This is a genomic window from Glacieibacterium arshaanense (genome assembly GCF_004681125.1).
Lineage (GTDB): Bacteria > Pseudomonadota > Alphaproteobacteria > Sphingomonadales > Sphingomonadaceae > Polymorphobacter_A > Polymorphobacter_A arshaanense.
Genome location: NZ_SIHO01000002.1, coordinates 657,199 through 668,850 on the forward strand (window position 1 = coordinate 657,199; position 11,652 = coordinate 668,850).

13 protein-coding genes are annotated in these 11,652 nt (G+C 64.3%); 8 read left to right on the forward strand and 5 right to left on the reverse strand.

What is annotated here, in order from left to right; genetic code table 11:
• Nucleotides 1-36: 36 nt before the first annotated feature.
• The 3 genes from EUV02_RS09370 to EUV02_RS09380 are packed head-to-tail and all read right to left on the reverse strand — an operon-like array spanning nucleotide 37 to nucleotide 3,177.
• Nucleotides 37-678, reverse strand: a complete 642-nt coding sequence (locus tag EUV02_RS09370; protein ID WP_135245969.1) for a GNAT family N-acetyltransferase — start codon at nucleotides 676-678, stop codon at nucleotides 37-39.
• Nucleotides 678-1,898, reverse strand: coding sequence for a cytochrome P450 (locus EUV02_RS09375; RefSeq protein WP_135245970.1), 1,221 nt, complete (start codon nucleotides 1,896-1,898; stop codon nucleotides 678-680). The genes EUV02_RS09370 and EUV02_RS09375 overlap by 1 nt, the downstream gene beginning before the upstream one ends.
• 34 nt (nucleotides 1,899-1,932) lie before the next feature.
• Complete coding sequence (locus EUV02_RS09380) at nucleotides 1,933-3,177, reverse strand: cytochrome P450 (RefSeq protein ID WP_135245971.1); 1,245 nt, start codon at nucleotides 3,175-3,177, stop codon at nucleotides 1,933-1,935.
• A gap of 85 nt (nucleotides 3,178-3,262) precedes the next feature.
• On the opposite strand from EUV02_RS09380, the gene EUV02_RS09385 reads away from it, so the two are divergent.
• The 5 genes from EUV02_RS09385 to EUV02_RS09405 all read left to right on the forward strand — a co-directional run bounded on the left by EUV02_RS09385 (nucleotide 3,263) and on the right by EUV02_RS09405 (nucleotide 7,186).
• Nucleotides 3,263-3,700, forward strand: a complete 438-nt coding sequence (locus EUV02_RS09385) for a DUF1330 domain-containing protein (RefSeq protein ID WP_135245972.1) — start codon at nucleotides 3,263-3,265, stop codon at nucleotides 3,698-3,700.
• Between the two features lie 110 nt (nucleotides 3,701-3,810).
• Nucleotides 3,811-4,215, forward strand: a complete 405-nt coding sequence (gene sdhC / locus EUV02_RS09390; RefSeq protein WP_243445844.1) for a succinate dehydrogenase, cytochrome b556 subunit — start codon at nucleotides 3,811-3,813, stop codon at nucleotides 4,213-4,215.
• Nucleotides 4,216-4,218: 3 nt separating this feature from the next.
• Nucleotides 4,219-4,599: a succinate dehydrogenase, hydrophobic membrane anchor protein gene (sdhD, locus tag EUV02_RS09395; RefSeq protein ID WP_135245974.1), complete on the forward strand. Its 381-nt coding sequence runs from the start codon at nucleotides 4,219-4,221 to the stop codon at nucleotides 4,597-4,599.
• 3 nt (nucleotides 4,600-4,602) lie between these two features.
• Nucleotides 4,603-6,390 carry a succinate dehydrogenase flavoprotein subunit gene (gene sdhA, locus EUV02_RS09400; RefSeq protein WP_135245975.1) on the forward strand — a complete coding sequence of 596 codons (1,788 nt, stop codon included), beginning with the start codon at nucleotides 4,603-4,605 and terminating at the stop codon, nucleotides 6,388-6,390.
• A gap of 10 nt (nucleotides 6,391-6,400) precedes the next feature.
• Nucleotides 6,401-7,186: a succinate dehydrogenase iron-sulfur subunit gene (locus EUV02_RS09405; RefSeq protein ID WP_135245976.1), complete on the forward strand. Its 786-nt coding sequence runs from the start codon at nucleotides 6,401-6,403 to the stop codon at nucleotides 7,184-7,186.
• A 225-nt stretch (nucleotides 7,187-7,411) separates the two neighbouring features.
• Here the strand turns inward: EUV02_RS09405 and EUV02_RS09410 are convergent, their stop codons facing one another.
• A complete protein-coding gene (locus EUV02_RS09410; RefSeq protein WP_135245977.1) occupies nucleotides 7,412-8,629 on the reverse strand; it encodes a polyhydroxyalkanoate depolymerase in 1,218 nt (405 codons plus the stop codon).
• Nucleotides 8,630-8,794: 165 nt separating this feature from the next.
• Here EUV02_RS09410 and EUV02_RS09415 point away from each other — a divergent pair, with 165 nt between their 5' ends.
• A complete protein-coding gene (locus EUV02_RS09415; protein WP_135245978.1) occupies nucleotides 8,795-9,463 on the forward strand; it encodes a glutathione S-transferase in 669 nt (222 codons plus the stop codon).
• 21 nt (nucleotides 9,464-9,484) lie between these two features.
• Here the strand turns inward: EUV02_RS09415 and EUV02_RS09420 are convergent, their stop codons facing one another.
• Nucleotides 9,485-9,886, reverse strand: coding sequence for a GatB/YqeY domain-containing protein (locus tag EUV02_RS09420; protein ID WP_135245979.1), 402 nt, complete (start codon nucleotides 9,884-9,886; stop codon nucleotides 9,485-9,487).
• 139 nt (nucleotides 9,887-10,025) lie between these two features.
• On the opposite strand from EUV02_RS09420, the gene EUV02_RS09425 reads away from it, so the two are divergent.
• Together EUV02_RS09425 and zapE are read left to right on the forward strand one after the other, a co-directional pair.
• Complete coding sequence (locus tag EUV02_RS09425; RefSeq protein ID WP_135245980.1) at nucleotides 10,026-10,499, forward strand: PaaI family thioesterase; 474 nt, start codon at nucleotides 10,026-10,028, stop codon at nucleotides 10,497-10,499.
• Nucleotides 10,496-11,623 carry a cell division protein ZapE gene (gene zapE, locus EUV02_RS09430; protein WP_243445845.1) on the forward strand — a complete coding sequence of 376 codons (1,128 nt, stop codon included), beginning with the start codon at nucleotides 10,496-10,498 and terminating at the stop codon, nucleotides 11,621-11,623. Before EUV02_RS09425 ends, zapE begins: the two co-directional genes overlap by 4 nt.
• Nucleotides 11,624-11,652: the final 29 nt, after the last annotated feature.

Sequence of the window (11,652 nt, forward strand, 5' to 3'; positions counted from 1 at the left end):
ACTTTGTGAAAAACGGAAATAATAACATATACAATACTACAATGTAACAAGATGGTTGTGGGATTGAATGGAAATTTTTTGCGCGGATTGCCGAGGCGCTGACGCCTTAAGCATAATCCGGAAACGCAAAGTCTCGGCGCCGCCAATCGTTTCGGGCTTGTTGAAGCGGTCGACGACTGTGCCGCCATTGGCGATGATGACAGCGTGCGACGGCAAATTGTCGGCCTCGGCGGTGAGGTCGACGTGCGCGAGGCCGAGGTCGCGGGCCTCCTCCAGCATAAGCGCCAGTGCCCGCGTCGCATGGCCGCGGCGCCGCTGCCAAGGCACGACGGCGTAGCCGATATGGCCCGGCACCCAATCGGGAAGCGTCGAGCCACCCGGCCGCCAGCGAAACCCGATCGACCCGCAGAAATTACCGGTATCGTCGATGATCCAGCGCACATAGCCCGGCAGCCGCGGCCGCGTGCTGCCATCGGGCAGCGTGATCGGTGCGCCGCGGGCATCCGGGTCGTGAAGGCTGCCGAGGAAGGCGTCGCTGTCAGCGGCAATTGCGGCGAGATGCTCGCGTGTTGTCACCAGCCCGCGGACATTGTCTGGGGACCAGTCGCGGCGCAGTGCTGCGACATAGGCAGCCAGCAGCGCCGCTTCGGGGCGGGCGAGACGCGTTGTCACCGGCATCAGCCGCGCGTCAGCGTCACCGGCAGCCGCATATAGCCGTGGACGAAGCTCTGCGCCGCGAGTTCGGGTTCGCCGGTGATGTGCGCGGTCATGCGGCGGGCCACCATTTCCTCGATCAAAATCTGGATCTGGATTTCGGCGAGCCGGGCGCCGACGCAGCGGTGGACGCCGAAGCCGAACGACAGGTGCCGGCGGGCGTTGGCGCGGGTGATGTCGAACGCCTCCGCATCGGGGAAAACCGCTTCGTCGCGGTTGGCGGAGATGTACCACATCAGCACCTTGTCGCCGGCGCGGATGGTCTGGCCGCCGACTTGCGTTTCGGTCAGGCAGGTGCGGCGCATATGCGCGAGCGGGGTCTGCCAGCGGATGATTTCGGGGGCGGCCGCGGCGGCTTTCGCGGGGTCGGCGAGCAGTGCCGCCCATTGTTCGGGGTAGCGGTTGAACGCCACCACCGCGCCTGACATCGAGTTGCGCGTCGTGTCATTGCCGCCGACGATGAGCAGGATCAAATTGCCGGTGCGTTCGGCGAAGTCCATATTCCCCATCGCGTCCGAATGCGCCATCATCGAAATCAGGTCGCCCGACGGTGGCAAGGCTTTGCGCTCGGCAAACAGCCGGTCGAAATAGTGCGTCATGTCGGCCAGATGGCCGTTACGTATGGCGTTCGCCGCGGGCTCGAACGTCGAGGCGATGTCGCCGCCGACGTCGGACCAGAAGGTCAGCTTGCGGCGGTCTTCCCAGGGGAAGTCGAACAGGATCGCCAGCATCTGCGTGGTGAGCTCGACCGAGACCTTGTCGACCCAGTCGAATTCCTCGCCAATGGGCAACGTATCGAGCAGCTCGCCGGTGCGCTGGCGGATGGCACCGGCCATGCGCGCGATTTCACCCGGGCCGAACGCCGGCGACACGACGCGGCGCTGGTCGGTATGCTTGGGGCGGTCCATCGCGATGAAATTGGCGTCGGGCAGGTCGGCGACGGTGATGCCGCCATGCTCGTAGCTCGACGAGAAGATGTCGGGATGTGCCTCGACGGTCTGGATGTCGGCGTGGCGGGTGATCGACCAATAGGGCCCGAACGGGCTTTCGGGGCAGTAGTTGACCGGCGCTTCGGCGCGCATCTTGTCGAACACCGGCCGCCAGCTGTCGGTGGCGTAGAGGTTGGGGTCGGTAACGTCTGCGCCAAGCGGAACGCCGGCGGGCGCGCGGGTCTGGGTGGCCATGGTCTAGGCTCCGGTAAGCGGTGGCAGTAGTGGGTTAGTTGCGGTCGATCACCACCGGCATCGATTTGAAGCCGTGCACGAAGCACTGCGCGACGCGTTCGGGGGTGCCGGTCATGCGCACCGTCATGCCGCGCTTGATCATTTCCTCGAACAAGATCTGCAGTTGCAGCTCTGCGAGCCGGGCACCGACGCAGCGGTGAACGCCGAAGCCGAACGACATGTGGCGACGGGCGTTGGCGCGGCTGACGTCGAACTTTTCGGCGTCGGGGAAGACGCTCTCGTCGCGGTTGGCGGCGATGTACCACATGATGATCTTGTCGCCCTTGGCGATCTTGTGACCCTCGAACTCGGTGTCCTGCGTCGCGGTGCGGCGCATGTGCGCCAGCGGCGTCTGCCAGCGGATGACTTCGGACGCGGCGTTGGGGATCAGCGACGGGTCGGCGGCCAGCTTCGCCCATTGGTCGGGATAGAGGTTGAACGCCTCGATGGCGCCCGACATGGAATTGCGCGTCGTGTCATTGCCGCCGACGACGAGCAGGATGATATTACCGGTGCGTTCCTGGAACGGCATGTCGCCCATGGCTTCCGAATGCGCCATCATCGAAATCAGGTCGCCGCTCGGCGGCAGCGCCTTGCGTTCGGCAAACAGCCGGTCGAAATAGTTGGTCATGTCGATCAGGTGCTGCTGGCGGATGTCCTTGGTCGCCGGGTTGATCGCCGCTTCGATATCGCCGCCCCAGTCGCTCCACATCGTCAGCAGCCGGCGGTCTTCCCACGGGAAGTCGAACAGGATGGCGAGCATCTGCGTGGTGAGTTCGATCGACACCTTGTCGACCCAGTCGAATTCTTCGCCGACCGGCAGCGTATCGAGCAACTCGCTGGTGCGCTGGCGGATCGACACGCCCATGCGGGCGATTTCGCTCGGGCCGAACGCCGGGCTGACGGTGCGGCGCTGCTCGCCGTGGCGCGGGCGGTCCATTGCGATGAACTGCGGCAGGGCGAATTCACCGACCAGATCGGGAATGGTGATGCCGCCGTGTTCGTAGCTCGACGAATAGACGTCGGGATGCGCTTCGATAGCCTGGATGTCGGCGTGGCGGGAGATCGACCAATAGGGGCCGAACGGGCTGTCGGCACAATAATGTACCGGCGCCTCGGCGAGCAGCCGCGCAAATACCGGCCGCCAGCGGTCCTGACTGTAAAGCGTCGGGTCGCTGACATCGAGTACCGCGAGCGGTGTATCGACGGAATTGTCGTGCGGTTTAAGCTGCGTGGCCATGTGCGGATCTCCCAAGGTGCCGGGGTTTTCCCCTTGGCATGTGGCATGATACGCACTGCACGCCATTTGCATAGGGGAGAATCAGATGACCAAATTCACCGGCGAGCGCGGCGACCGCAGCATCGACCCGACCGCTGATCAAGTGCGGAACTTGCGCGACAATGGCCCCGAAGGCCCGGTGGTGATGCTCAACCTGCTCAAGTTCCGCGACCTCGCGCAATATCCGCCCGAGGCGGGCGAACCGCCGTGCAGCGGGGCTGCGGCGTATGCGCGCTACCAGACGGCGTTTTCGGAGGCGCTCAAGCCTCTGACGCAGGCCGAAATTCTCTACGATGGCCCGGTCAACAACATCGTCATCGGCATGGCGGGCAGCATCGAAACCGACTGGGACAAAGTGCTGCTGGTGCGCTATCCGAGCCGCGGCCACTTCCTCGGCATGATGGCCGACGCCGAATATCGCAAGTCGCTGGTGCACCGCTATGCCGGGCTGGAGCGGACGGTTTTGTTGCAGTGCGCGGGTTGAACTAGCTGCTATGCGACGATGAACGGTTGCACACACGCGCCGAATGCCTAAAACGGCGCGCAACGAGTCCCACCTGCTCAACACGTCCAGTTAGAATGAGGAGCCGCCAAGTGGCAGCCAACCGTCCCACTGCTCGACCGATTTCACCGCATCTGTCGGTGTTCAAATGGCGCTTCACGATGGCGGTGTCGATCATCCACCGTGCCACCGGCACGGCGCTGGCATTCGGCGGCGGCGTGCTGTTCCTGTGGTGGCTGCTCGCTGCCGCCAGCGGGCCGGATGCTTATGCAGTCTTCTACAGCGTGGCGCGCGGGCCGATCGGGATTCTCGTCGGTGTCGGGCTGAGCTGGGTGTTCTTCCAGCATCTGCTGTCGGGACTGCGGCATCTGTATATGGACACCGGCGCCGGCTACGGCCTCGCCGAAGCGCGCAGCAGCGCGGTCGCGGTGTTTGCAGGTGCAGTGCTGCTGACGGTGCTGCTGTGGGTCGCCATTCTTTCGACCAAGGGACTTTGAGCCATGGGTAACGGAACCGAACTCGGCCGCGTTCGCGGTCTGGGCAGCGCCAAGTCGGGCGTGCATCACTGGTGGATGCAGCGCGTAACGGCTGTCGCCAATGTCGCGCTGCTGCTGTGGTTCGTCATCAGCCTGGTCCGGCTGCCGGGGCTCGACCATGCGTCGGTGCTGCTGTGGCTGCGGCAACCTGTCGCTGCGGTGCCAATGCTGCTGCTCATTGCCAGCGTATTCTGGCACCTGCGTCTCGGCTTCCAGGTATTCATCGAGGATTATGTCCATGATGAAGGCGCGAAGCTGCTGGCGTTGCTGGCACTCAATTTCTATGCGCTTGCGGGCGCCGCGGCAGGCGTTTTTGCCGTGCTCAAGATTGCTCTAGGGGCATAAGACATGACCGAAGCTTACAAGATTATCGATCACGTCTATGACGCCGTCGTCGTCGGCGCCGGTGGCTCGGGCCTGCGGGCCGCGATGGGCATTGCTGAAACCGGCCTGAAGACCGCGTGCATCACCAAGGTGTTCCCGACGCGCTCGCACACCGTCGCCGCGCAGGGCGGCATCGCCGCGTCGCTCGGCAACATGGGCCCCGACCATTGGACGTGGCACATGTACGACACCGTCAAGGGTTCCGACTGGCTCGGCGACCAGGACGCGATCGAGTATCTGTGCCGCGAAGCGCCGGCTGCGGTCTATGAACTCGAACATTACGGCGTGCCGTTCAGCCGCACCGACGAAGGCCGCATCTACCAGCGCGCGTTCGGCGGCATGACGCAGGATATGGGCAACGGCCCGCCGGCCCAGCGCACCTGCGCCGCTGCCGACCGCACCGGCCATGCGATGCTGCACGCGCTGTATCAACAGAGCCTGAAGTACTCGACCGACTTCTACATCGAATATTTCGCCATCGACCTCATCATGGTGAACGGTGAATGCAAGGGCGTCATCGCCATCAACATGGAAGACGGCAGCATCCACCGCTTTCGCAGCCACGCCACCGTGCTGGCGACCGGCGGCTATGGCCGCTGCTATTTCTCGGCGACATCGGCGCACACCAGCACCGGTGACGGCGGCGGCATGGCGGTGCGTGCCGGCATCGGCATGCAGGACATGGAATTCGTCCAGTTCCACCCGACGGGCATCTACGGCGCCGGCGTGCTGATCACCGAAGGCGCGCGCGGCGAGGGCGGTTACCTGACCAACTCGACCGGCGAACGTTTCATGGAACGCTATGCACCGAGCGCCAAGGACCTCGCGTCGCGCGACGTCGTCAGCCGCTCGATGGCGATGGAAATCCGCGAAGGCCGCGGTGTGGGTAGCGAGGGCGAATACATCAACCTCCACCTCAACCACATCGACCCCGCGGTGCTCCACGAACGCCTGCCGGGCATTTCGGAAACCGCGAAGATCTTCGCCGGCGTCGACGTGACGCGCGAGCCGATCCCGGTCACGCCGACGGTGCACTACAACATGGGCGGCATCCCGACGAACTATCACGGCGAAGTCGTGACGCTGAAGGACGGCGATCCCGATGCCGTCGTGCCCGGGCTGTTCGCGGTCGGTGAAGCGGCGTGCGTTTCGGTGCACGGCGCCAACCGCCTCGGCTCGAACTCGCTGATCGATCTCGTGGTGTTCGGCCGTGCGACCGCGCACCGCATCGGCGCCATCCAGAAGGCCGGCGCCGCGCACGCACCGCTGCCCAAGGACCATGCCGACTTCGCGCTCGGCCGCCTCGACGGCTTCCGCTTCTCGAGCGGTGCTTCGACGACGGCGTCGGTGCGCCTTGCGATGCAGAAGACGATGCAGGCCAACGCCGGCGTGTTCCGCACCGCCGAAGTGCTCGCCGAAGGCTGCGCCAAGATCGACGCGGTAGCCGCGCGCATGGGCGACATCGGCATCGCCGACCGCAGCCTGGTGTTCAACACCGACCTGATCGAAACGCTCGAACTCGACAACATGATCCCGCAGGCGGTGCTGACGATGCACGGCGCCTACAACCGCCACGAAAGTCGCGGCGCGCACATGCACGAGGACTTCCCGAACCGCGACGACGAGAATTGGATGAAACACACCATCGCGTGGTTCGACAAGGGCAAGGTCGCGCTCGATACGCGGCCGGTGCACAGCTACACGCTGACCGACGAGATTGGCTACATCAAGCCCAAGGCGCGGGTTTACTGAGGAAAAGACGATGGCAGAATTCTCTCTCCCCGCGAACAGCGTCATCTCTTCGAAGGGCAAGCGCTATCCGGCGCCGGCTGGCGCGAAGAACGTCCGGGCGTTCAAGATCTACCGCTGGAACCCCGATGACGGTGCCAATCCGCGCTATGACACTTATGAGCTCGACCTCGACCAGACCGGCCCGATGGTTCTCGACGCGCTGATCAAGATCAAGGGCGAGATCGACCCGACGCTGACCTTCCGGCGCTCGTGCCGCGAGGGCATCTGCGGGTCATGCTCGATGAACATCGACGGCACCAACACGCTGGCCTGCACGCAGGCGATCGGCGACATCAAGGGCGAGGTGCAGATTACGCCGCTGCCGCACATGGAGGTCATCAAGGACCTGGTCCCCGACTTCAAGCATTTCTACGCGCAATATGCCTCGATCAAGCCGTGGCTGCAGACCGTGACGCCGGCGCCTGCCAACGAGGAACGCCTGCAGTCGGTCGAAGACCGCGCCAAGCTCGACGGCATGTACGAGTGCATCCTGTGCGCCTGCTGCAGCACGTCGTGCCCGAGCTATTGGTGGAACAGCGACAAGTTCCTCGGACCTGCGGTGCTGCTGGCAGCCTACCGCTGGCTTGCCGACAGCCGCGATGAAATGACTGGCGAGCGGCTGGATGCGCTGGAAGATCCGTTCCGGCTGTATCGTTGCCATACGATCATGAACTGCTCGAATGTGTGCCCGAAGGGGTTGAACCCGGCGCATGCGATTGCGGAAATTAAAAAGATGATGGTTGAGAGGGCTGTTTAGCGGCTGCGCCCAAGACGAAATTTGCTCTTCGCGAATTTCGGCTTGGAAGCTGACTCGCTACACAGCCCGGCCGGCGAGGCAGCGGGCACAAGCCCGCTGAACTCGGCCGACGGGCGGGCTTTGCCCGCAATCTTCCTGCCTTGCTTACCTAAAGCGACTCAGCGGGCGCCGCCGCTCGTCGGCGTGGCTCTGCCACGACCGGGCGCGACGCTGCCGCGCAGGCAGCTATGCCATAGCTAAGACTAAGTTGCGCACCTGCGGGTAAATCTGCTGCTCCCACTTCTTCCCCGAAAACAGCCCGTAATGGCCGACCCCCGGTTGCAAGTGATAGCGTTTCAAATGCGGCCGCAAACTCGTGCACAAATCATGCGCCGCTGACGTCTGCCCGACCGAGCAGATATCGTCGCGCTCGCCCTCGACCGTCAGCAGTGCGGTGCGGTGAATCGCACCCGGCCGCACCTTGCGGCCACGGTGCATCAGTTCACCGCGCGCCAACTCGGCCTGCTGGAACACCTTCTCGACCGTTTCGAGGTAGAACTCGGCGGTCAGGTCGAGCACCGCGAAATATTCCTCGTAGAAATCCTTGATCACCGTCGCCTTGTCGATTTCGGCATTGGCGAGGTGCTGGTAGAGCGCGCGGTGCTGGCCGGTGTGGCGATCGGGGTTCATCGCCATGAACGCGGTCAACTGCAGGAAGCCCGGATAGACGCGGCGGCCGCGCCCGGCATAGCGCGCCGGCACCTTCGAAATCAGCTTGTCGCGGAACCATTCGATCGGGTTGTCCATCGCGAGGTCGTTGACCGTCGTCGGCGCGATGCGCGTGTCGATCGGGCCGCCCATCAGCGTCATCGTCCGCGGTACCGCCGGGTTGTGGTCTTCCGACATGATAGCGACCGCGGCGAGCGTCGGCACGCACGGCTGGCACACCGCGAGCACGTTCGACGCCGGCCCGAGCTCCTCGAGGAAGCGGATGACATAGTCGGTATAGTCTTCGAGTCCGAAGGTGCCGGCGTCGGCGGGCACGTCGCGGGCGTTGACCCAGTCGGTGATGTAGACGTCATGGTCGGCGAGCAGCGTCTTCACCGTGTTGCGCAGCAGCGTCGAAAAATGCCCCGACAGCGGCGCGACGACGAGCATCTTGGGCTGCGGCGTCAGCACGTCATCCTTGGCGAAGTGCAGCAGATTGCCGAACGGCAGCGCCAGCGTGATTTCCTCGCGCACCGCAACTTCGCGGTTGCCGTCGATGACGGTCTTGATGCCGAACGGCGGGCGTTCGTGCGTTACCTTCGAATTGCCGGTCACGTCGATCAGTGCATAGATGCTGTCGGCTATCGGCGTGCGCGCCATCGGCCCCATCATGTCGCGCCATTTCAATGCCGCCGCCGCCATCCGCCGGTACGGCGTCATGGCATCGGTCCACGTCTGGAACACCTGGTACAACATCAGCGCGCAGTCCTCCGCGGGCGGGGCGAATCGCAATAATCGTATCGCGCCCACTTCCCTTGTCGATTGATTAGTGCATAAAATGCTGCACTGCGTCATAAAATATTTCAAGCGGCGCGTTTATTTTTTGTGGGGCCGGCGTCCGCCCCCGCCCAGGAGAGTCACATGGCCAAGGCCCCGGAACGCGCGCAACTGACGCTGTCGAGCAAAAACTACTCGTCATGGTCGCTGCGGGGTTGGCTGCTGTGCCGCATGGCCGGGCTGCAGATCGACGAGCGCAAGGTGGCGATCGACGACGCCACCAATCGCGCCGAGCTGCTGCTGCTGTCGCCGTCGGTGCTGGTGCCGCGGCTGACGCACGACGGTGTCAGCGTCTGGGACACCCTGGCGATTGCCGAATATTTGAACGAAATCTTCCCCGATGCCGGACTTTTCCCCGCCGACCGTGTCGCACGCGCGCATTGCCGGTCGATTTCGGGCGAAATCCACTCGGGATTCGCCAATTTGCGCTCGGCGCTGCCGATGAATCTGCGCACCAAGCACGCCAAGTTCCGCATCTTCGCCGGCGCCCGCCCCGACATCGACCGCGTCGAAACCATCTGGGCCGAATGCCTTTCGGCTTATGGCGGCCCGTACCTGTTCGGCGCTAAGCCGACCGTAGCCGACGCGATGTTCGCCCCTGTCACCCGCCGCTTCATCACCTATGCGGTCGCGATTTCACCGGTCAGTGCCGCCTATTGCGCGACCATCGACGCCTGGCCGCTGATGCGCGAATGGATCAAGGCGGCCGCCGCCGAGCCCGAGGAAATGGAAGAACTCGACGTCGAATTCTGAGGCCTGGTTGGGTTGCGGCTGTCAAAGCGTCGGCACATCAGCCTCGACATAGACTTTAAGCACGGCAGCTTCGGCGAGCAGCTTCTCGGCGTGGTCGGATCTGCCATGCTCGGCCATCTGTGCCGCGGCCGCGTGCCGCGATTCGACCTCGTGCGCAACCAAGCGCGCAACGTCGGCGGGTGTCAGCTTCAGGCGCGCAACTTCCGCTGACCGGTCAGCAAAGTCGCGCGGCACATAGCGCACATGCTGCGCGTCGGTGGGCACTGCTTGTGCATTGTCGAGCGCCGCCATCAGCGAACGCAGCGCGCTGATGGCGGCCGCGTGGCGCTGTTTGATGGCCACACCGAGGTCGGCCCTGACGCGCCGTTTGAGCGCTTCGGCGGCATCCTCCTCGAAAATGGCAGGGTTCGCTTTTTCGTCCATTCAACATTTTCGCGTCGGCGGCAGCTTGTGGCAAGATGCTTGCTTTCGGCCCCCAGCTCTCGCGCCAAGGTCGTCGCGCGCAGGCTGAACCGGCCGGTTTCTGTTGCATTGCAATACAAAGCCCGACTATCAACGCGCCATGCCCCCCATACGCATCACCGAAGGCGAGTTCGAAGGCTGGTACATCTGGCACCGCGAGAACGAAGGCCGTTTTTCCGACCTGCTCGGCAATTTCTATTTCCGGCGCCTGCCCGACCGCACGATCCAGGGCCGGATGGCGACCGACAAGCGCCATTCCAACGGCCTCGGCTATCTGCACGGCGGCTTCCTGATGTCGTTCATCGACATGGCGATGTTCGCGTTCATCGCGCCGCAGCTTGAAAATTCGGGCGCGGTGACGCTGAGTTGCGCCACCGACTTCCTGGGCGCCGGCATTGTCGGTGAGCCGATAGACGCGACCGGCGAAATCCTCAAGGAAACCGGCAAGATGATCTTCGTGCGCGGCTTGCTCAAGCAGGGTGACGCGGTCGTCTGCTCGTTCACCGGCACGATGCGCAAGATCCCGCGCCCGCCCAGCGGCGTCCCCGTGCTCAAGGCGACGCGTCCGGCGTGAGCAAAGCCCCCGGCGCAACCAGCGTGCTCGGCGCCTATCGCGCCCTTCTCGCGGCCCACGAACTCCGTCCCGATCCCGAACAGGCGGCGGCTGCGGCGCGGCTTGACGCGCTGGCGACGGCGCTTGCCGCACCGCCGGCGCGCAGCGGTTTGCTCGGCAAATTGTTCAAGTCGGCACCACCGCCGGTGCCGCGCGGCATCTATCTGTGGGGCGCTGTCGGGCGCGGCAAGTCGATGCTGATGGACCTGTTCTATGGCGCGGCAGCGGTGGCGCCCAAGCGCCGCGTGCATTTCCACGAATTCATGCTCGATATCCATGCGGCGATCCACGCGCACCGCGAAAAGTCGGGCGATGACCCGATTCCCGTCGTGGCCGCGCAGGTCGCGGCCTCGGCGAAGCTGCTGTGCTTCGATGAATTGCAGGTGCGTGACGTGGCGGATGCGGCGATCCTGTCGCGGCTGTTCACGGCACTGTTCGAGGCAGGGGTGGTCATCGTCGCGACCTCGAATCGCCCGCCGCGCGACCTCTACAAGGACGGGCTCAACCGCCAGTTGTTCCTGCCGTTCATCGCGCTGATCGAGGCGCGCCTCGACGTGATGACGTTGAACGGCCCGACCGATTACCGGCTCGACCGGCTCGGCGGCATGGCGACCTATTACACCCCCAACGGCGACGCCGCGACCGCAGCACTCAGCGAGGCGTTCTTCCGGTTGACCGACTTTCCCGTCGAAGACCGCGCGCATGTGCCGACCGAAACGCTTGATGTCGGCGGCGGGCGGACGCTGCTGGTGCCCAAGGCATTGAAGGGTGTCGCGGTGTTCAGCTTCAGCCGGCTGTGCCGCAAGCCGCTCGGCGCCGCGGATTATCTGGCGATCGCGCGCCACTATCATACGGTGATTCTGGTCGGCGTGCCCAAACTCAGCCGCGAGTTGCGCAACGAGGCGGCACGTTTCGTGACGCTGATCGACGCGCTATACGAACACAAGGTCAAGCTGCTGATCGCCGCCGACGCGCTGCCCCGCGACCTCTACCCCGAAGGCGACGGCGCCTTCGAATTCGAACGCACTGTGTCGCGGCTAATGGAGATGCAATCGGCCGACTATCTGGCGCTCGGCCACGGCTGAGGCTTGCGTTTCGCCGCTGACAGCGCAAC